Origin of the sequence: Parabacteroides sp. PFB2-10, from assembly GCF_029893085.1 — a bacterium.
Classification (GTDB): domain Bacteria; phylum Bacteroidota; class Bacteroidia; order Bacteroidales; family Tannerellaceae; genus QVMG01.
Genome location: NZ_JARXWI010000004.1, coordinates 230,208 through 251,595, shown reverse-complemented (window position 1 = coordinate 251,595; position 21,388 = coordinate 230,208). Strand labels below are relative to the sequence as shown.

At 45.0% G+C, this 21,388-nt stretch carries 20 protein-coding genes; 5 read left to right on the top strand and 15 right to left on the bottom strand.

The features are described 5' to 3' along the window. Positions 1 to 156 precede the first annotated feature (156 nt). The 10 genes from M2137_RS05525 to M2137_RS05480 form a co-directional block, all read right to left on the bottom strand. Positions 157 to 882: a hypothetical protein gene (locus M2137_RS05525; RefSeq protein ID WP_280765466.1), complete on the bottom strand. Its 726-nt coding sequence runs from the start codon at positions 880 to 882 to the stop codon at positions 157 to 159. After that, a complete protein-coding gene (locus M2137_RS05520; protein WP_280765465.1) occupies positions 836 to 1,228 on the bottom strand; it encodes a hypothetical protein in 393 nt (130 codons plus the stop codon). Before M2137_RS05520 ends, M2137_RS05525 begins: the two co-directional genes overlap by 47 nt. Further along, the gene (locus M2137_RS05515) at positions 1,225 to 1,575 is read right to left on the bottom strand and encodes a helix-turn-helix domain-containing protein (RefSeq protein WP_280765464.1); all 351 of its coding nucleotides are present in this window, start codon (positions 1,573 to 1,575) and stop codon (positions 1,225 to 1,227) included. The genes M2137_RS05520 and M2137_RS05515 overlap by 4 nt, the downstream gene beginning before the upstream one ends. Before the next feature lie 157 nt (positions 1,576 to 1,732). Then, entirely contained in the window at positions 1,733 to 3,202 is a 1,470-nt protein-coding gene (locus M2137_RS05510) for a hypothetical protein (protein ID WP_280765463.1), read from the bottom strand. A gap of 13 nt (positions 3,203 to 3,215) precedes the next feature. Continuing rightward, the gene (locus M2137_RS05505; protein WP_280765462.1) at positions 3,216 to 3,953 is read right to left on the bottom strand and encodes a hypothetical protein; all 738 of its coding nucleotides are present in this window, start codon (positions 3,951 to 3,953) and stop codon (positions 3,216 to 3,218) included. Next, positions 3,950 to 5,209, bottom strand: coding sequence for a site-specific integrase (locus tag M2137_RS05500; RefSeq protein ID WP_280765461.1), 1,260 nt, complete (start codon positions 5,207 to 5,209; stop codon positions 3,950 to 3,952). Before M2137_RS05500 ends, M2137_RS05505 begins: the two co-directional genes overlap by 4 nt. A gap of 11 nt (positions 5,210 to 5,220) precedes the next feature. Then, a complete protein-coding gene (locus M2137_RS05495) occupies positions 5,221 to 5,760 on the bottom strand; it encodes a helix-turn-helix domain-containing protein (protein ID WP_280765460.1) in 540 nt (179 codons plus the stop codon). 217 nt (positions 5,761 to 5,977) lie between these two features. Next, positions 5,978 to 7,897 carry a molecular chaperone DnaK gene (dnaK, locus tag M2137_RS05490; protein ID WP_280765459.1) on the bottom strand — a complete coding sequence of 640 codons (1,920 nt, stop codon included), beginning with the start codon at positions 7,895 to 7,897 and terminating at the stop codon, positions 5,978 to 5,980. A 217-nt stretch (positions 7,898 to 8,114) separates the two neighbouring features. Next, on the bottom strand, positions 8,115 to 9,689 hold the full coding sequence (locus M2137_RS05485) for an Rne/Rng family ribonuclease (protein WP_280765458.1): 1,575 nt from the start codon (positions 9,687 to 9,689) through the stop codon (positions 8,115 to 8,117). Positions 9,690 to 9,920: 231 nt separating this feature from the next. Next, positions 9,921 to 10,199 (bottom strand): HU family DNA-binding protein, encoded by a 279-nt coding sequence (locus M2137_RS05480; protein ID WP_280765457.1) that lies wholly within the window; start codon positions 10,197 to 10,199, stop codon positions 9,921 to 9,923. Between the two features lie 156 nt (positions 10,200 to 10,355). Between M2137_RS05480 and mutY the strand changes: the two genes are divergently transcribed. The 4 genes from mutY (at position 10,356) to M2137_RS05460 (ending at position 13,588) form a co-directional block, all read left to right on the top strand. Next, the gene (mutY, locus tag M2137_RS05475) at positions 10,356 to 11,462 is read left to right on the top strand and encodes an A/G-specific adenine glycosylase (protein WP_280765456.1); all 1,107 of its coding nucleotides are present in this window, start codon (positions 10,356 to 10,358) and stop codon (positions 11,460 to 11,462) included. A gap of 325 nt (positions 11,463 to 11,787) precedes the next feature. Continuing rightward, positions 11,788 to 12,774 (top strand): tryptophan--tRNA ligase, encoded by a 987-nt coding sequence (trpS, locus tag M2137_RS05470; RefSeq protein WP_280765455.1) that lies wholly within the window; start codon positions 11,788 to 11,790, stop codon positions 12,772 to 12,774. Positions 12,775 to 12,924: 150 nt separating this feature from the next. Further along, positions 12,925 to 13,218 carry a type II toxin-antitoxin system HigB family toxin gene (locus M2137_RS05465; protein WP_280765454.1) on the top strand — a complete coding sequence of 98 codons (294 nt, stop codon included), beginning with the start codon at positions 12,925 to 12,927 and terminating at the stop codon, positions 13,216 to 13,218. 4 nt (positions 13,219 to 13,222) lie between these two features. Continuing rightward, positions 13,223 to 13,588: a helix-turn-helix domain-containing protein gene (locus M2137_RS05460; RefSeq protein WP_280765453.1), complete on the top strand. Its 366-nt coding sequence runs from the start codon at positions 13,223 to 13,225 to the stop codon at positions 13,586 to 13,588. Positions 13,589 to 13,674: 86 nt separating this feature from the next. Here M2137_RS05460 and gldN read toward each other — a convergent pair whose 3' ends face one another. Genes gldN through M2137_RS05435 form a run of 5 tightly spaced genes read right to left on the bottom strand, consistent with a single transcriptional unit; the run spans position 13,675 to position 19,817 of the window. Continuing rightward, positions 13,675 to 14,730: a gliding motility protein GldN gene (gldN, locus tag M2137_RS05455; RefSeq protein WP_280765452.1), complete on the bottom strand. Its 1,056-nt coding sequence runs from the start codon at positions 14,728 to 14,730 to the stop codon at positions 13,675 to 13,677. A gap of 14 nt (positions 14,731 to 14,744) precedes the next feature. Next, positions 14,745 to 16,310 carry a gliding motility protein GldM gene (gene gldM / locus M2137_RS05450; RefSeq protein ID WP_280765451.1) on the bottom strand — a complete coding sequence of 522 codons (1,566 nt, stop codon included), beginning with the start codon at positions 16,308 to 16,310 and terminating at the stop codon, positions 14,745 to 14,747. A gap of 5 nt (positions 16,311 to 16,315) precedes the next feature. Further along, a complete protein-coding gene (gene gldL / locus M2137_RS05445; protein ID WP_280765450.1) occupies positions 16,316 to 17,407 on the bottom strand; it encodes a gliding motility protein GldL in 1,092 nt (363 codons plus the stop codon). Between the two features lie 28 nt (positions 17,408 to 17,435). Next, entirely contained in the window at positions 17,436 to 18,866 is a 1,431-nt protein-coding gene (locus tag M2137_RS05440) for an SUMF1/EgtB/PvdO family nonheme iron enzyme (protein ID WP_280765449.1), read from the bottom strand. A 3-nt stretch (positions 18,867 to 18,869) separates the two neighbouring features. Then, entirely contained in the window at positions 18,870 to 19,817 is a 948-nt protein-coding gene (locus tag M2137_RS05435) for a type IX secretion system membrane protein PorP/SprF (protein ID WP_280765448.1), read from the bottom strand. A 438-nt stretch (positions 19,818 to 20,255) separates the two neighbouring features. Here M2137_RS05435 and prfB point away from each other — a divergent pair. Beyond that, positions 20,256 to 21,378, top strand: a protein-coding gene (gene prfB, locus M2137_RS05430) for a peptide chain release factor 2 (RefSeq protein WP_280765447.1) whose coding sequence is annotated in 2 segments (ribosomal slippage) — positions 20,256 to 20,318 and positions 20,320 to 21,378 — 1,122 coding nt in all. Because the reading frame shifts where the segments join, the coding sequence is not laid out codon by codon here. Positions 21,379 to 21,388 lie beyond the last annotated feature (10 nt).

The following is a 21,388-nucleotide window of genomic DNA, read 5'->3' as shown; positions in this document are numbered from 1 at the left end:
ATTAGCGATTTTATTTATACGAGTCTTTATAAAACTCGTTTTTAATATCTTGCTGATTAACAGCAAGTAACCCCGTAGGGCAAGAGGATAGAACAGGACTTGTCCAGTTCCCTCTTGCTACATTGCTCGCGAATAGTGAGCCATTAGAATGAAAGCTTAAACTCGACGGCTTTCACCATTCAAAGTGATAAAATTAAACATCATCTTGAGGCGGTCGCCAATCATTCCGCCATAGAACTCATCGGACGAAAGTGTAGCAAAAGTGAAGTTCGTGGTGCCATGTGTAACGACACCGACATCACTTCTCAAACTCAGCAATTCGGATATGGGTCGGCTGACGTTCCCATAATCCTGAACCGTTTTGGATTCTCGTCCAAATTCATCAATGATTAATGGGCGCCGGGCAAATACGCTTGCCGATTGCTTTACAATTTGCTCCTGCAATTCCACAGACTTGATAAACGTAAACAGTGGCTGATTCAGAAAAAAACTTCTCGAAATATGATTATGGAGTAACGAATATGTTTCCAGCAGGATCGTTTTACCACAACCATATTTGCCTTGTAGCATGATGCCCTTATTCAAATCACCGGAGAAAGCAGAATTGTTGGTTATGTAGCAATAGAGCTGTTCTATCATTGGTTCGTTGTTTTTGTCAATGACAAAATTCTTAGCCTGATTGCGGTTGTGCAAACAAATTGTACCAAACTCGCAAAACAAACTCCGAAAGTCGGCATAAGCCAACGGCAAAGGCAAACGTTGTCGCCGAATCTTTTCTTTTTCATGGGCGACCATCTCTTGAGCATCTTTCTGCAATGCCTGAAAGAATTGTTGATTAGTCGAAATCACTTCCCGTAAAGACTGAGCCTTTCCTTTTTCCATAAGAATTTGTATTAGAGTTTTTGTCTTTAGTCTTTATATTGTAGGGCGGGAGTTTAAGGTCGGACTTAGGTGCTAAAATCTGATACTTAGTTTTAACTCTATGTCCACCCCCAGAGGTATAATCCAACAGACCGGCTGCCTTTAGTCGGTCTCGTGAAGATTTCAGAACATCCAAAGATATATTCGCATTGGCTGCCAATCGTTTATTGGAACACTCTATCCATTCCGACCAATAGGAGCGGTTAGCCAAATGAATCAAGAAGAAATACAACCGGGTATCGTTGCCGCTGAAGTTCTCCTGTTCGTCCACTCGCCAGAAATTGGCTAATAAGTCGAACAGGTTCATCTTTGTATGTTTTTGCGCTTATTGTATTCCGCCTCTGCTTCGGACTCAATCTCCTGCAAAGTTTTCTTTTTGCCTTTAGAAATCCATTCTAGTAGTTCGTCTTCAAAAAAATAAAGTTTCTTACCACTCTTATAGCAGGGAATTAGCCGTTTGCGAACAAGGGCATACACGGTAGGTTTCGCTTTGCCGATAATCCGGCAAGCTTCTTCAATGTCAATTGGGATTCGTTTCTGAGGAGCAATAGGTGTTTGCCCCTTTTCAACTAAAGATTTGATCTCAGCCAGCTCACTGACTAAATGTGCTACTGCCTTGGGCAGGTTTTCAAAAGAAATTTCATTTACTTCCATAACTGTTGATTTTAATTGTTACGGTGCAAATAAAAATAGTGTTTCTGCGGTGTCTAGACGACACTGGAGAAACACCTTGGAAACACTAAAAGTGCTGATATTTTTTGGTTATTGGTAGATGCAAATCATAAAAAAGATAAAAGTATGGTTATTGGTTTTAATTGCAAATTGTTCTATGCGCTCGACCTATCCCACTAACAGATTCTCCCATTATCATCATTCTTCTTATTGCAATTTCTGTATATCCCCAATCAACAACATCATGTTCGTAGCCTATCTTTTTCAAAATAAGCATAGTGGATAGCATTATCAAACGATTACAGACAAGATTCAATAATTCATCATCCGTTAATGACTTGAAAAAATCTGTCGTTGGTGTAGGTAAAGAACCATGCAGAAAACGATTTCTGCACGATATACAGTATAGATCTTCTTCATCTAAATCAATGCTCAGAGCCCCAAAAGGGGAGCCTAGTTTCGAAGAGTTTGACCGTTCATTTATTTTACCCAATTTGCTATCTAAGGAATCGTATGTAGATTTTGTCACTTTCCCTTTGATTTTTTTTAGTGCTTTTTTCAATTCATATTTTAGTTGACTACTGATTTCCGTATCTTCTATTAACGGTTTAGCAATTTTATCTTTAGGTACAATTACATTGGTAATAGTTTCTAATGCAACTGCAGCCAGACATCCTTTAGGTAAACCATTTATATTACTGGCTTGCGTAAGTAATATACAGGAGCGAAGTAATTCTTCATTCTCATACAGCAACTTTACAAGATATGCGAATTGATCAGAGTTCAAATGCAATTCTTCTCGAGAGATATCTTGATATGAATGATTGTCTAGTAGAGGCCTTTTTGTATGTATTGTATCATTAAAATTTTCATAACGATAGGTTAAGGTATCTTTCTTCCCCTTTTGCATAGAAAAGAAATAAGCACTATCAGCAATATAAAAACCAGAGATTAGAGAAAATGCTGCTCTTATTGCATTAATAATGTGTAGGAAATCATCATGATTAATTGGATCATTTGTTTTGAACACAAAGTATCCAAGGTTATCTTCGATTCTCACATGAAAAAACAATATTGTTCGATTGTCAATTTCTATTTTAATGCAATTTTTCCACGAAGAATTTTGATCCTTACTCGTTGTCATATCATAAAATACACCACTAGAATAAGCCTTGAATTCATCACAATCATATCGATAATAAGCTGATTGTTTGGAGTTTTTCCATTTATTATCATCTAAATCTCCTCGAAATGCATTGATTTTTATAGATGCTTTTTTTATCCCTTCTCCAATTGATTGTTTGAATGCGGTAACATCTGTATTGTTTATTAATATTCTAACTCCATGTGTTGCGAGTATTGCTGGCTTCTCAAAGAAGTAATCCATTCTGAACTTATCTTCCCATTCTGGAAGCAAATTAAAATGAACTAAAAACTCCCCATTACTCTCTCGGAGCATATTTGCATCCATTATTACATTATCTATAGCTGTCGCAAGTTTAAAATCAACCTTCCCAGATTCAAATAATGAGATTAGTTTTAATGCAGCATTGTCATCTTCAAAAATAGTGTCACTTATCTGTTGAAATTTGATGGTTCTCTCATCCATTTTTTGTCTATTGTTATGTTAAAATCTCCTGTATCTTGATTACTCCCTTCAATTCATCATCCTTCAAATGCCGTTTGATACTTTTCACTTCTACTCCCTTGAAAACATCAGGAAAAACGTTTTTTAGGAAGTTAGCAATATCCATCTGATTTCTTGGCTTGAAGTAGTTCCAGATATTCCACCCGAAATGGCGGAGGTCGATGGCTGTCAGTTCTTTAACTTTAACCGGCTTCAATTCTTTCTCTTCTAACTTGTTCATGTATGCACGGACATTCCGGCAAAGAACATTAAGATCTTCATCGGAAAGATAAAGAGCAAACGACTTTCGGGTATAGTCCAAACCAACATTCAGAATATCCTCTTGTTCTTTGGCTATGTTTTTCTGCTGTTCATTCCGAATATCGTCTAAAGAGACATTCGATTCCGGTATATCAATTTCAAATTTCTTTTCTTCTATCTGTGGTTCAGCAACAATCTGAGAAACTTGTCTTTGTTCTATCTTCTTGCGAAAATAGGGGATCTTTGCCAATCCGTTTCCGATCCACGGCAACATTATATTTTGAAGTGCTACATGGATACTTAAATATACTGTCGCCTGAATAGCCAATGCTATAATAAAGACTATGAAAGCTGTAAAGCTATCAAAGCCGACCGAAACAGTAAACATGCGTGCTAATGCTGCAATCGCCAAAGCAACGCAAGCCACGATCACATATAATATAATGTACTGCAAAAGACTGTTCTGTTTCATTCTTCTGTGTTGTTAAGAGTGTTTAACTGAATTGCTTGTGCTGCTTTGCTCTTCTTCTCGTCCACAACCTTTGCGTAAATCTGGGTAGTTTTTACATTGGTATGCCCCAACATCTTGCTGACGGTGTAAATATCTGTACCACTGGATAATTGAAGCGTGGCATACGTGTGCCGGAAGCAATGAAACGTAATCCGCTTCGTGATTCCGGCGGCTTCTATCCAACGTTTCAAGGGTTTAGAAATCCAAGCAGGATCAGGTAAATCTTCGAAAACAAATTGCTCCGACTCACGAGGTTCGCCACACAAATCAAGTGCCTGTTGCGAAATAGGCATATATTCCACACCTTTTGTTTTCTGTTGTGTGAAGTGAAGCTGGGCTTGGTCGCCATTCATGCTAATTTCTTTCCATCGTAATTTCTGAATATCACAATGTCGTAATCCGGTAAGAGCTGAAAACAATGCTGCCCGTTTAAGGACATCTCTTTCACATGGCGTTCCAGCGAGGATATTAAGTTCTTCAACGGTCAAATATTCACGCCTTGACTCCTGTTCCGGTATGCCTTTGATTTTTGCCGATAAATCAGTTGTCAGGTATCCATCAACAAAGGCCTGTTTTAATGCCGCCTTGAAAATGGAGAAGTAAGTTACAGCAGTATTGCGAGAAATAGTTCCGCTTTTATTTCCTCCGCAGGGAGCAGACAACAGATATAACTTAAAATCTTCGGCAAAGCGATTGTCGATTTTGGCAAAAGGCAATGTATCTCCGGCGAAGAGCTTTATTAATTCGTAGGTCCGTTTCCAGTTTACACGAATAGAGTCAGAACTTTGTGCGTGGCGTTTCTTGGCTGTGGCGTTAAAATACTCTATGAAATTCTGCTGCGCACGCTCTTTTTGTTCAACTTGTGCACTTTCTGTATCACTATATAGATCAGCATTATCATATTCTCGTTGGCGAAGCTTACGAATCCCATCAGCATATAGCATAGTTTCTTGATCCTTTTCGCTTCGGCAAACGATTATTCCATTATCATCACGTTTGGGTTTGTAGGTTTTTGTCCCGTCTGCGTCGGTGCGGGCGGTGCGCTTCTTATCCCATTCAACCGTAGTAATACAACGATTCAAATATTCACGAACACGTTGCGGAGTTTGCTTGCCGGGAACATAAACCGGATAGCTTTCAATATAAACATACCACTCTTTGCGGTCTTCCGCCTTACGAAGCCGAACAGTTACTTTTGTATTGGAAAGTTGTTTCATGTGGTATATTGTTATTGATTATACAAATTATCTATTTCAGTTTTTGGAGCATAAACATAGTTGCCAATCTGTCGAGTTGGAATAGAATATTTACGGATATGCTTATATACCGTACTATCCGATATGCCGAACTTTTTGGCAATCTCGCCGATTGTATAACAATCTTGCGGTTCAAGACTATAAAGCTTTGTTGTCGGTTTCTCCTTTTTAAGAGGTGTTTGGCGAATAGGAAATATTTCCTCTATCGCTGCTCGGTCAATTCGGACTAGACGAGCTCCTAAGTTGATAGCAGGAATTCGCTTTTGCCGAATAAGACGATAGAGTGTACTCTTGGCAACGCCGAAAAGCGCAATTGCTTCGGGAACGGAAATATAGAGACGGTCATCTGGTATTTTAGCTACGACTGCTTGCTTTTCTTCTTCTTTTCGCTTTTGCCGTTTCTTTTCACGATATGCTGCATTGCCGCATGTTTTCGAGCAATAAATAGAATCAACCGTCTTCGGAACGAAAGGCTGTCCACACACTGCACATTGTTTCTGAATCTTATTCATCGGTATCTTTATCGCCATTTAAGTACTCATTAGTAGTCATAAGTGCTCATAAGTTCCACTTCATCACTAATTAAGTTCCGGTACAATAATGGTACAAATGTATGATAAAAAACCATCAAAAACAATGGCTATTTATAAATTTGTAAAAACAAAAACCCCCGTAAACTATTTGTTTACAGGGATTTTCTATTATTTGTTGATTATTCCTAATCGCCTCTTACTTCACTTCTTCGAAGTCAACATCGGTGACGTTGCCGTCGTTGGCATTGCCGTCGTTGTTGCTGGATTGTTGCTGGCCTCCGAAGTCGGCTCCCGGTTGGGGACCGCCGGGCTGTTGGCCGGCGTTGTACATTTCCTGGCTGGCGGCTTGGAATACGCTGTTTAGTTCGGCCATTGAGGCGTCGATAGCAGCGATATCCTGGGCTTTGTGCGCCTCTTTCAGCTTAGCAAGGGCGGCTTCGATCTGGCCTTTCTTGTCGGCAGGGAGCTTATCACCCAGCTCGGTCAATTGTTTTTCCGTCTGGAAGATGGTGCTGTCCGCCTGGTTGATCTTATCGATGCGTTCTTTTTCTTGCTTGTCCGCTTCGGCATTGGCAGCTGCTTCATCCTTCATGCGTTTTACTTCATCATCACTCAAGCCGCTGGAGGCTTCGATACGTATATTTTGCACTTTGCCTGTTCCTTTATCTTTGGCTGATACGTTTAATATACCGTTGGCATCGATATCGAAGGTCACTTCAATCTGAGGAACTCCTCGTTGAGCAGCAGGGATACCATCTAAGTGGAAGCGTCCTAATGATTTGTTATCACGTGCCAAAGAACGTTCACCTTGCAGGATATGGATCTCTACCGACGGTTGGTTATCAGCCGCTGTCGTAAATGTTTCCGATTTCTTGGTCGGGATAGTCGTGTTGGCGTCGATCAATCTGGTCATCACACCTCCCATGGTTTCAATACCTAAGGAGAGCGGCGTCACGTCGAGCAACAACACATCTTTCACCTCACCGGTCAATACACCACCCTGGATAGCAGCTCCTACAGCCACCACCTCATCAGGATTCACTCCCTTTGATGGAGCCTTGCCGAAGAATTTCTCTACTATCTCCTGAATAGCCGGAATACGGGTCGATCCACCTACCAGAATCACTTCATCGATATCTGATGTGCTCAGGTTAGCATCTTTCAGCGACTGACGGCAAGGTTCGATACAGGCCTGGATCAACGAGTCTGCCAACTGTTCGAATTTAGCACGCGTCAAGGTTTTCACCAAGTGCTTTGGAATACCATCTACCGGCATAATATACGGCAGATTGATCTCCGTGCTTGTCGAGCTCGACAATTCGATCTTAGCTTTTTCTGCAGCTTCTTTCAGACGTTGCAGCGCCATCGGGTCTTTACGCAAGTCCGGTCCCTCTTCACGTTGGAATTCTTCTGCTAACCAGTCGATAATCACGTGGTCGAAGTCATCACCACCCAGGTGGGTATCCCCATTGGTTGATTTTACTTCAAATACGCCATCACCCAATTCGAGGATAGAGATATCAAACGTACCACCACCTAAGTCGAACACGGCGATCTTCATATCTTTGTTTGTCTTATCCAAACCGTAAGCCAGAGAGGCCGCCGTCGGTTCGTTTACGATACGGCGAACGGTCAGACCGGCAATTTCACCCGCCTCTTTCGTTGCCTGACGTTGCGCGTCGCTAAAGTATGCCGGCACGGTGATCACCGCTTCCGTCACCTCTTGCCCCAGGTAGTCTTCTGCTGTTTTCTTCATTTTCTGAAGCACCATAGCCGAGATTTCCTGCGGTGTATACAAGCGACCATCGATATCCACACGCGGTGTATTGTTATCACCCTTCACGACCTTATAAGGTACACGGTTGATCTCTTTAGTCACCTGATCGTATGTCTCACCCATGAAGCGCTTGATCGAGAAGATTGTCTTTTCCGGGTTGGTGATCGCCTGACGTTTTGCAGGATCACCCACCTTTCTTTCTCCTCCTTCCACAAATGCTACAATTGAAGGAGTCGTACGCTTTCCTTCACTGTTAGCAATCACAACCGGCTCGTTACCTTCCAACACGGAAACACAAGAGTTGGTTGTTCCTAAGTCAATACCAATAATTTTTCCCATTTTCTTATTCTTTATTTTATTTGTTAATATCTTTCTTATTCAAATTTCCCCACCTCATTTATGGGGTCACTTAGTATTTAACAAATGCCGTGCCAAACTTGTTTACACAAACACCAGTCCGGAGACAAACCGACAAAATGTCATATCGGCAGACACCCGTTCCCTCTTTAAAAAGAAAAACCCGATACGCTTCTGTTGCGTACCGGGTTTTATCGTTTTATTTAATCTCCTTCTCTTCTTTCATATCCAGCTCATTCTTCTCGGGATCATAAAAATGATACTCGAGGAAAGCCAGACTCTGATCAGGGATCACTTTCATTCCAAGGGAATACTTGAATTTCCACTTCATACTGAGTGGAATGATTCCTTTGTTTACAAATGCTGCCACGTATGGATGCAGATGCAGGGTGAACTTCTTCACATGATGCTTATTCACTAAGCAATCGATTTTTCCTTCCAGACTGTCTGTAAATAAAATAGACGGTTTTGATTTTCCGGTACCGAAGCAACTCGGACATGATTCGTTCGTGTCGAGCTCCATCTCGGGACGAACACGTTGGCGGGTGATTTGCATCAGACCGAATTTGCTGATCGGCAAAATATTATGCTTCGCACGATCGCCGGCCATTGCCTTCGACATATGCTCAAACAATTTTTGCCGATTGGCAGGTTCCACCATATCGATATAATCGATCACGATAATCCCGCCCAAATCCCGCAGCCGCATCTGGCGGGCAATCTCGGTTGCCGCTGCCATATTTACGTCAATAGCCGTCGTTTCCTGGGCATCACTGCCACGCGAACGGTTTCCACTATTGACATCAATCACGTGCATAGCCTCTGTGTGCTCGATAATCAGGTAAGCTCCACTCTTGTAAGTAACGGTACGCCCAAAAAGTGATTTGATCTGCTTGGTGATGGCAAAGTTATCGAAAATGGGAAGTTCCCCCCGATACTGTTGCACAATCTCCTCCCGTCCGGGAGCGATCAAACTAACGTAATCGCGTACATCCCGGTAGATATCGGGATCATTCACATGAATGTGCTGGAAAGAAGGATTGAAGATGTCGCGCAACAAAGCCACCGTACGTCCTGTCTCTTCGTAAATAACAGACGGCACTTTGGCTTTGGCTACCTTCGTAATGTTTTCTTCCCAACGCTTCACCAATGTCTTTAGCTCATGATCGAGTTCAGCTACGCGCTTGCCTTCCGAAGAGGTGCGAACTATCACACTGAAGTTCTTCGGTTTGATACTTTGAATCAACTGGCGTAACCGGGCTCTTTCTTCGCTCGATTTGATTTTGGTGGAGACAGATACCTTATCAGCAAAAGGTATGAGCACGATGTATCTTCCGGCAAAAGAAAGCTCGGAAGTAAGTCTGGGTCCTTTGGTGGATATAGGTTCCTTGGCTATCTGCACCAACACCTCCTGCCCTGCTTTAAGCACTTCGCTGATGCTGCCGTTCTTTTCGATCTCCGGCAGTAGCTGCATTTTGGCGATCGCGGGAAATTTCTTCGCGTCGCTGTTTAAAGCCTGTTTGAGGAATTTTTGTTGGGAGCTGAAATGGGGACCTAAATCCTGATAGTGAAGAAATGCATCCTTTTTATAACCTACATCGACAAAAGCAGCGTTGAGCCCGGGCATAAGTTTTTTAACCTTGCCGATAAAAATATCACCGACGGCAAACGAAACATTGCGTGCTTCTTTCTGAAGCTCCACTAAGTTTTTGTCTTCCAGTACAGCGATCGATACCTCTTTGGGCCTTACGTCAACTACTAATTCACTTGTCACTTATAAATTGGATTAATCACATTTCTGCTATTGCTAAATACGCGAAGAACAAACTTAAAAGATGTCTTGTAAGTTTGTTCTTCAGAGTTTGCCAGAAAAATAGACAGGCTTATTTCTTCTTATGTCTATTCTTTTTTAGTCTCTTTTTGCGCTTGTGCGTAGACATCTTATGTCTTTTTCTCTTTTTTCCGCTTGGCATCGTTTTATTGATTTATATAATTAAACTAAATTTTATTTGTCTTTTACCTGTTTCAAGAAGGTCTTCGCCGGCTTGAAAGAAGGAATGTTATGTTCCGGAATGATGATCGTCGTATTTTTAGAGATGTTACGAGCTGTTTTCTGAGCTCTTTTCTTCACTACGAAGCTTCCAAAACCTCTTAAATATACGTTTTCACCATCCGACAAAGAGTCTTTTACAATCTCCATGAAAGATTCTACGCTAGCCAAAACCGTTGATTTGTCAATCCCGGTGCTCTTTGAAATTTCACTAACAATGTCTGCTTTAGTCATGTCTTTTGATATTATATTGAATTATGTCTTTAATTTTTTGGACTGCAAATATATAGCTTTTATTTGGAGTTCGAAAAAATTTGTTTGCCATTTTTTATTAAAAAGATTCTTTCCCATCTCAGATTATCTGCGTATGTTTGCATCAATCAAAGAGTTATGGCGCCAATATCACCTAAAAAGAATCCTGTTTTGCCCGAAAAGAAAGCGTGGGAATTTAGCAACTTGTTCATCAACTGGTATTTTACACACAAAAGAGAGCTGCCGTGGCGAGAGACCCACGACCCCTATACCATTTGGATTTCGGAAATCATCCTGCAGCAAACACGCGTTGCCCAAGGCATAGACTATTTCCGACGGTTTATGGAACGTTTCCCCGACGTCTCGTCGCTGGCCGCTGCTGAGGAGGACGAGGTGTTGAAATACTGGCAGGGACTGGGCTATTACAGCCGGGCACGCAACCTGCACGCGGCCGCCCGGGAGATTATGACCCGCCACCAGGGACGTTTCCCCTCCACGCATCGCGAGGTATTAGCGCTCAAAGGCATTGGCGACTATACGGCAGCCGCCATTCTCTCTTTCGCCTGGAACCAGCCCTATCCGGTAGTCGACGGCAATGTCTACCGCGTTCTTTCCCGCCTTTTTGGCATAAATACACCTATCGACAGCGGTCAGGGCAAAAAAGAATTCACCGCGCTGGCGGCAGAGATTATGTCTTCTGACCAGGCCGGCCTACACAACCAAGCCATTATGGAGTTCGGCGCCTTGCAATGCACGCCGCAACAGCCCGACTGTCCCGCCTGCCCCTTTGCCGATCGCTGCGTAGCATGGCAGGAAAACAAAGTGCAGGCATATCCCGTCAAAGCCGGCAAAACCAAGAGCCGCAACCGCTATTTCCATTACTTTCATATCCTCTACCAAGAAACCACCTGGCTACACCGCCGCGAGGGCAAGGATATATGGAAAGGACTCTATGAATTTCCGCTGATAGAGAGCGATGCACCAATGGATTTTGCCGAACTGCAACAAACCGATGCATTCCGCCATCTCTTTGCCGAAGCCGGACAGCTCTCGATTGCCATCGACCGCCCCGTTGAGAAGCATATCCTCTCCCACCAGGTCATCTACGCCACCTTCTACCGGATAGAAGTAGAATGCCCGGCTCCGGCCTTCGAGGCCTTCATCACAACACCCATCCACGACATCGAACGCTTCGCCATTCCACGCCTTATTCATATTTATCTGGAGAAGTTTTTTAACCCATAAGCGGCAGACCCAACAGAGAAATGTTAAAATGCAAAGTGTAAGCAAAACGGGCGTTTTGCTTTACAATATGATACGTTAAAAAATGTTTCTCCCGGGAGTTTGTCAAAATACTCCTGCCATTTCGCGCGCAAACTCCCGCGGAAATATCAAAATGACAGTTGTCGATTCGTAAAAATTCCTCCGATTAACATTTATTGACATATGAAAATTTCATACTAATTATACAACGATTGCCGTTGACCTTCGAATTTGTCCGGATGGAATTATGCAAATCGGCTTGTTGTGGTTATCTTTGCACCCTATTCAGAAAATTAAAAACAGAGATATGGAAACGGTAGCAAGCGGAATTCGCCCGACTGGCAATCTGCATTTAGGGAATTATTTTGGCGCGGTAAAGAGTTTTCTGCAGATGCAGAACGAATACAATTGTTTTTTCTTTATTGCCGACTGGCACTCGCTGACCACGCATCCCACCCCGGATAATATTCGTAACAGTGTGAAGACGATCCTGGCGGAATACCTGGCCTGCGGCATTGATCCGGAAAAGGCGACGTTGTATGTGCAAAGTGATGTACGCGAGATACCGGAGTTATATCTCTATCTCAATATGAATGCCTACCTGGGCGAATTGGAACGCGTCACCTCCTTCAAAGACAAAGTGCGGTCGCAGCCCAACAATGTCAACGCAGGGCTACTCACCTACCCTACCCTGATGGCGGCAGATATCATCATCCACCGTGCCGTAAAGGTGCCCGTGGGAAAAGATCAGGAACAGAATATGGAGATGGCGCGTAAGTTTGCCCGCCGCTTCAACCAGATCTATGGCGTGGAGTATTTCCCGGAACCCGCCTCATTCCACATGAGCGAGAAGGCGGTAAAGATACCGGGGCTCGATGGATCAGGCAAGATGGGCAAAAGCGAAGGCAACGCGATCTACCTGATCGACGACGAAAAGACGATCAAGAAAAAGGTGATGAAAGCAGTGACCGACTCGGGACCTACCGAGCCTAACAGCGAAAAACCGGAGGCCATTGCCAACCTCTTCACGATGATGGAGATTGTGTCCGATCAGTCCACCTACGATCATTTCAATGATTTATACAACAGTTGCGCCATTCGTTACGGCGATCTAAAAAAACAACTGGCAGAAGACATCAACCGCTTCTGCGCCCCGATCCGCGAACGCATCCTCGACATCCTGGCCAACGAGGCATACCTCGAAAAGGTAGCCCTTCAGGGAGCCGAGAAAGCCTCCGAAAGCGCCTCAAAAACCCTCCGCGAAGTGCGGGAGATTATCGGGTTTAGGCCGTAAAGAAAAGACGGAAATCAAAAGATATAAACTAAAACCGATCCCAAAAGGGGTCGGTTTTTTTTGTATATAAGCACTTCTTTATTCTTATAAATAGAATATAATTTTGTAAAACAGAATTATTTTTCTATTTTTGTATGAAATTGTGTATATATGAGAATCATAACCTTTGCAACTATCAGAGAATATATAAGGAAACATGCAGAAGCCAACATCTCTTTGCGGGACTGGTATTCAAAGACAAAAGCAAGTACTTGGTATTCTCTTTCAGACATTAAACAGACTTTTAATTCAGCCGACTATGTTGGGAATGACAGGTATGTTTTTAATATTAAAGGGAATGATTATAGGTTGGTAGCGATAATTATTTTTGCTTCACAAAAGGTTTACATTCGTTTTATAGGCACACATAAAGAGTATGATAGGATAGATTGTTCAAATATTTGAAGAGATGACAAAAATTATAACAGAAAGACAATATCAAGCAGCATGCGAAAGGATCAAAGAGTTGCTGCCACTTGTAAGCAATGAAACACCTATCAGTGATAAAAATTTCATTGAGTTGGATTTAATATCTAATTTAGTTGCAGACTATGAGGAGGAACATTTCCCTGTAACAAAACCCACTTTAACGGAAATCCTCAAACTTCGCATGTACGAAATGAACCTGACTCAAAAAGGCCTCTCGGAGCTTATTGGCGTAAGTCCATCACGCATAAGCGAGATTCTGTCCGGCAAAAGCGAGCCAACTTTTCAGATGGCACGCACTATCAGTAAGACACTCCATATTGATGCGGATATTGTATTAGGGGTTTGAGTGACATATTAGTCAGACTACAACAAAACGCCCTGTTCCAAACTATCGGAACAGGGCGTTTTGTGTTTATATTTTCTGCTACATTATCACCTCCTCCGCACACTTCGCACGGCACCAGAAGATGCTTTTTCGGCTTTCGGAGCGGCGGCTTTGGTGGTTTTCTCCTTAGGTTCTTTCGGGGCTTTGGTGGTAGCTACCCGTCCGCGAGCGGAGCTTTTGGTTGCTTTCGCATCGGTTACCTGGGTGGTGTCGGGTTGGAACCAGAGTTGCTCATTGAACTGCACCAGTTGTTTCTCGATGGTATCCCGTGCCAACGCCATGGAGTCGGGTTCAGGATACATCTGTGCCAGGGTGCGGTTCATCAGGTTTTCCGTTTTAATGATATCCCCTTTGAACATACGACGGCGGAAATAATCGTCCATCGTGAAGGTTTTCGCGTTGTTCAGGTTGGAGGTCATGATATAAGCCGTATTGATATAGGGACGGATATCTTCGTATTGCAGCCAGAACATAGGGGTTGTCTCTTCACCAAAGTCGCTGTAAACGGTCATAATCGGGCAAAGAGCCAGTGTTTTCACGTCGAACAGGGAATTGTTCTGATCGAAATACCAAGCCTCTTTCACATAATAACGTTGCACTTCGGCCGAAGGCACATCGCTTTCATTAACCACATAGGAAGGCTGTCCACCGGCACGCCCGGCCACCTCTTCGTAATAAACATAAGCATTGTCCAATACACTCTTGAAGGAAATCACATCCTCCTCGGCAAACGATTCATACCCGTCGTAGTATTCATACACCTTAATCTTGCCTTCGCTCAACAGTTGAAAGATCATTGAGAAGAGGTTCATCTGTCCATTCAACGGACGCACCGGATAGTAAAGCGGAGCATTCTCGTCTTTGGTCAGATCGATCTCACGATACAACACACGCATCCAACGGGCATTACCAATCTCCTGGGTGTTGCGTTCGTTCAGATCCTGCGCACGAACCGTCAGATCGGGCAAGCCCGATTGTTGCTCTGTCTGCGCCCGTGAGCCACGGGTTGCCTGGGGTGTACGGCGTTCGGGTTGCTCCTGCGCATCCATCGTCTGCGACGAGATCAACACACCTAAAGCCAATATATAATACAAACGTTTCATATATCTATTTTTTCTTAATTGACAATTATTTCTAACGGGGATATCTGTCGTTCGATACCGTCAGGGCCACGAGCTACTACACCGGTGATAAAGAAACTCTTTCCACGGGAGAACTCAGAGATTTTAGATCGCTGATCGGCCGAGAAAGTAGCCCCTTCGGTTGCTGAACGAACCATATTCCCGAATGAGTCCGGATAGGTAACCGTAAACCGCAACACCGTAAATGGCTGATTGATGATATCATCGTCGATAGCCGCCAGAATACCTTTTGCTTGCAACAGGTCACGTTTGGCAATACGTCCGCCCTTAAATGTGCGTAGAGCCCCATTCGCATCTTTATATTCAATATAAGGCATCGGGTCGGGCAATGCACGCACACGGAAGGTAGTCTTAGCCATTTCCGCCAAACGACCATCGGCCATGCGGGCATTCACGGTAATAACTGCCTCCGTACCAACGGTAGTCGGAACAGCTACCCAAGTATCCCCCGAACGTGTCAGCGTACCATTGGTCATCGAAGCCGATACATTGCCTGAAGGCACACCGGGCACAGCAATGCGCACCGGGTTATCAATGCCGGCATACATCACATTCATCATGGTCGGAGCCACCGTTGCATTCGGTTCAGTCACGTAGTATTCGGTTTCGAATTCCCGGCGCAAAATGCTTCCGTCACTATTGGGCATTTCGACATATCCTTTCACCGGGAAGGTACCTGTCGTCGAGGTATTCATCGTGAACAGGCCTTTATGTTCCACAGGCAGTTCTGCTCCGTTTACATAGACTGTCGGACGCTTTGTCGTATCGACCGCCGACAACACAATATTTGCCCGGTAATTACTTCCCCGCATAACAATCTGACTCTCCGGAATCACCTGAGCGGTGATATGGTTCACGCGGTAGTCGCCCACGTCTACGCTGCTCAACAGGTAACTCAACATCTCGCCTTCCGCATAACGCACATCGCTCTGCAGTTTGGTCAGGATGGTCACCGCTGCCGCCGTCGGCATACTTTCAAACAATGCTTCCTCCCAAGTGCGGGTATTCAATCCTGCTTTTGGGGGAGGATTGGTATTCAACGTCGATTCGATCAGTTCCATTTTGGCGGGATCATCCACCAGCGCGGTCAATAATGCCCGGTAGGCATCGATCGATTCCCGGAGTCTTTTTCCTTCTCCAACTACCGGCGCCAGCATCACACGCGACGCGGCTTCCAAATCGTCCTTCTTATCTATATTCGTTACATCCCCATTCTTCCCATCAGCAGTCTTGACAATCGCCTCTTTCAAGTCCTGAATATAATTAAACAGCGAGTCGGCTGCCTGCTTTACCTGGTTCTTCTTGGCGTATGAGTCGCCTGCTTTCTCCGGATTGATGGTGTAATAGGCATCCATTTCCTGCGACACCATCACATTACGGTTCGACGCGTTGTTGATGGTCGTCCGAAGACTATCCTCCACCAATTCGAATCCGTTCAATACCTCCGAGGAGACATTAAGCGCCATCATAGCGATGAACACCAGATACATCAGGTTGATCATCTTCTGACGAGGAGAATTCGGATTATTTCCTATTGCCATAGCGCTTATTTATTCGGGTTATAGGGTTGTTGATAGTTTTGTCCCTGTTGGGGTTGTTGGGGATATCCCTGTTGCGGATATTGTTGCGGTTGTTGATACGCCTGTTGCGGGGGCACCTGTTGTTGGTACGGATTAGCTGGCGCTCCCGGCATATTGACTGTCATTGCCTGAAGCAGGCGGGTATACACCTGGTTGAGATCAGTCAACTGGCGTGTCATTTTTTCCGTTTCATTGCGGAATACCGAGCTATCGACTACCGAGCCATCGTACATTTCGCGTATCCGGTTCAAGCCGCCATTGATATGTTCGATCGATTCAATCTGCGAGCTGATGCTCTTCAACTGGATTTCGTAAATGGTATTCAAGCCGGATATATTGCGGTTAAGCATTTCCATCTGCTGCACATAACCACGTGAGTTCTGATTGATTCCGTCCGAATTGTCGGTGATATGCTTGTAGGAATTCAACAGGGTATCCGATACATCGGTCAGTGAGTTGGTCACCTGGCTGAAACGTTCCATATTTTCGGAAACACCCGACAGCTGTTCCAGGTACTTCTGGGTAGCTTCGGTGAGTTCCGCCATTTTGGATATCTGCTCGGCGGCTTCGCTTAGTTTACTGATACTATCCGACAGATTCTTGGTGTCTGCTTCCGAAATATTCAGGTTACCTTCGATATTCAGGCTGCCTCCGCCGCTGAAGCTGCCGCTTCCGTGGCTCATACCGCCTGCTATGCGGATCGGCGATCCGGCGTTATCCGCCTCACCATTTGCCTCCGCACCTATCAAAGCACCACCCCGTTTCCCTACGAAATCCGGGCGGTCCATCGGGTTTTTCGATTTCAATACCGGGAACACATCTTCCCAATGGTAGTCGTCGTTCGGCTTTTCAAAACCAAAGATGAAGAACACCAACGCCTCTACAGACAAAGAGATACCAATAATCCAGTTGGCATACGGAAGATGAAGCAATTTAAACATCGTACCGATAATCACAATAGAGGCTCCCCAGCTGTAGACAAAATTCAGGATTCTCTTTCCGCGTTCGCTGGAAAGAAACATCTCTACTCGATTCTTATATCTTCTATATTTTCCCATTTTCTATCTTATGCTTAATCTTTATTTCTTATTTCCCTTTTTTCCCTTTGGCAAAACCGATCTGTGTGCGTGCGCAACGGAAACCTATGTACGAACGTGTCTCGTTCTGGTATTCAAACGTACGCATATCCGAACGGATAAACTGCGCTACATCTTTCCAAGAGCCACCGCGTACCACCTTTTTCTTCATCGCATACGGGTCTTCTTTCGCCGCGTCGTAATGCAATTCCGGATTCATATCGCTCATCATAGCCGGCCCTGCTTCCGCATAGCTGGTCGATGTCCATTCCGACACATTGCCTGCCATATCATAGAGTCCGAATTCATTCGGTGCATACGAGCCTACACGGGATGTGATCAGGTGGCCGTCGGCCGTATAATCGCCATCACCCGGCTTGAAGTTGCCTAAGAAACAGCCCTTGTCCGATTGTAATTCATCGTTCGACCAGGGATATTTATTTTCGCTCTTGCCAGCGCGTGCTGCATATTCCCATTCGCCTTCCGTTGGCAGGCGGAACGGTTCGATCGTTTGCCCGGCAGGCAGATTCAACGATTCCTTAAAGAGATTGGTGCGGTATACGCAATAGGCCGTTGCCTGTTCCCAGGAAACCCCGACTACGGGGTAGTCGTCGTAGCCCGGATGCGAGAAATACATCCGCACGTATGGCTCGTTATAAGCATTATTGAAGTCGTTTACCCAAGCCGTCTCGTCCGGATAGATATTGACAATGCGTGTGTGCAGGAAATCCCATTCGCTCGAGAGCGGGCGGGTGATTGTTTCGTTAATCACGCGTCCTTCGTCGTCGATATAAGCAGTATCCTTCGAGATCATCACTACCTCATTCGGGTCAACCACGATGTCGGTATTGCGTACCCGGTCATACGGATTCAGGCGATTCTTGCGCAACGAGGCTGCCGTATAGTCATACCATTCGTATTTGTAGTTCATCTGCGCCGGATCGAGTTTCTTCTCGCCCGTCACCGGATTGGTGTAATACACACTTTCGATGGCCATCTGCTCCTCTTCGCTGGCACGACGCCAGGGTATCGGACGGCTCCAGTCCAAATAAGGCTCTACCGGATCGCCATAGCGGTCTTCGGTGATCATAAACAGGTCGTTCCCGCCATATTGCGGATCGGCCAGGCGCGTACGGATGATCGAGTCGCGTACATAATATAGAAACTGACGGTACTTTGCGTTGGTGACCTCTGTCTGGTCCATCCAGAACGCATCGAAGGAGACCCCTTTCGTGTCGGGTGTAATGCCCCACAGCTCATCACTATCGGCAGGTCCCATCTCGAAAGCACCTCTTTTTATCAAAACCATACCATAAGGTGCAGGCTCATTGACTGCTACCGTACGTACTCCCGTCACCTCCCCACCGGCATTCCGCATCGGGCTACCGCAGGAAGTTGTCAGGATGGCCATTGTTATCAGTACAAACAATATTTTCTTCATATGTTATAATATACGAACACTCTTGTGTCTGTTTTTTCCTGTTTTTGTTTGTTTCAGCTTTAGGCTGAATTTCACCATCAACTCGTGGCTGCCGTGGGTCGCCTTCCGGACAGGCGTATAGGAATAATCATACGCATATCCCACTTGGAAAGCCCCGATCGAAGCCCCTAAAAAGAGGATAACCGATTCGTTTACACGCCACGAAAGACCGCCGTTGAACATCTTATTATAGATTAAACGAGCTGTTATGTCTGCCTGAAAATTGATCGTTTCCGTTTTCAGAAAAACCGACGGCTGTAACTCAATCAACGGATTTGAGGTCTTAATATTGTATCCGGCCATAAAATTATACATCCTCGCCGGGTATGTTTTAGCTGTTTCGTCCAGTCCTATTTCGGGTTCCATCAGATGGGAAACGCCGAAACCGGCGTAAAAGGTCGGATGCGAATAATAGATCCCGGCATTCATATCGAAGGTCATCCCTTCGGCCTGGGTGATCGGGATCGCCAGGTCGGCTTCCGCACCCACTTCATTCTCGGGCAGTCTCACGCTATCGCCCTGAAACGACATATTGAAGATGCCCAGTTGCAAGCCGACACTCAGGGTGCCGCCCCAAATATTCTTCTTATAGGCGTATTGCCCGCCAGCTTGGGTGATATTCGAAAGACCTATTTTTTCCGAAAACATCACCACCCCAATGCCATGCGTTCGCTCGGCAAAGCGGATCGGCATATCGGCCATCACGAAGGAAGACTTGGGCGCTCCTTCGAAACCCACCCATTGCTGACGATGGATACCGAAGACGTTCAGATTTTCCGATTGTCCGGCAAAGCCTGGGTTATAATAGCCGGTGGCCATGAAGTACTGACTAAACTGCGCGTCGTATTGTGCCCGCACCACACCGGTGCAGCATAACAGGACAAACAGGATGCCTAACAGAGATCTTCTCATGCGTTTCATTAATCCTATATAAAAACGGCCTATCGCTATGGAAATTGTACAGGCCACGAATTAAAAACGCGAATTTGCCAAAAACCGCCATCCGCATAATGTAAACAAACGTTAATTTGTCCATTTTCGGCGAAACCCCTAATTTACGATTTGTAATTTCGGCAGGGTTTTGCGCGCAAAAAGGCGGGACTTCGGAGACAAACTCCCGGGAGAAACACTTTTTAACGTATGGATTTGTTACTAAAAAGGTCATTTTGCTTACAATCGAGATTTTAACATTTTCGGAATAAATCATCGTGGCATGGGTAATCAATTGAAGATATCCTCCCCTACCCGCAAGCTAAAAATCACATTCCACCATACCCGAGACCTATCCTTTACATTAAGTTCGGGTTATTTTATGTACTTTTGCATCCGAATTAAAAACAGAAAACGATTATGATTACATCAGACCAACTACAGAATGTGTTGGAGCGCGATCAGGCGCTGAGGGGGTACCTTTGACATCGATGGGAAGACCATCCAGTTAGAAGAAGAAGAACTCCGCACACAGGATCCCACTTTCTGGGAAGACAACAAACGGGCAGAAGCTCAGATGAAGATTGTCAAAGAACTCAAGAAATGGATCGAACTCTACAATGAAGTAAAAGCAGCTGCGGAAGAATTAGAATTAGCCTACGAATATGTGAAAGAGGGCATCACCTCCGAAGAGGAGGTCGATCAGGCGTATGCCAAAGCCCTGGAGCTGGTGGAGAACCTGGAATCGCGCAATATGCTGCGCCAGGAGGCCGACCAGTTGGGATGCATCCTCAAGATAAACTCCGGCGCGGGGGGTACGGAAAGTCAGGACTGGGCTTCCATGCTCATGCGTATGTATATCCGTTGGGGAGAATCCAGCGGACATAAGGTGACTGTCAGCAACCTGCAAGAGGGCGACGAAGCGGGCATCAAGACCGTGACCATGCAGATCGAAGGCGACTATGCCTATGGCTACCTGAAAGGCGAAAACGGGGTACACCGCCTGGTGCGCGTCTCGCCCTACAATGCACAGGGGAAACGCATGACTTCGTTTGCCTCGGTGTTTGTCACTCCTTTGGTGGACGACACGATCGAGATCGAAATCAATCCGGCGGATTATACCTGGGACACGTTCCGTTCGGGAGGTGCCGGTGGGCAGAACGTAAATAAGGTGGAAACCGGTGTGCGTCTGCGCTATAACTACAAAGATCCCGACACGGGCGAAGCCAAAGAGATCCTGATCGAGAACACCGAAAGCCGCTCACAGTTGGGCAACCGCGAGAATGCGATGCGTCTGTTGCGCTCTATGTTGTACGATATGGAGTTGCAGAAACGTATGGCTGAGCAGCAGAAGGTCGAAGCCGGAAAGAAGAAGATCGAATGGGGATCGCAGATCCGTAGCTATGTGTTCGACGACCGACGGGTGAAAGACCATCGTACCAACTACCAGACCTCCGACGTAAACGGGGTGATGGATGGTAAGATCGATGGATTTATCAAGGCTTATCTGATGGAATTCGGAGGAGAAGCCGCTGAGAAATAATAAAAAAGAA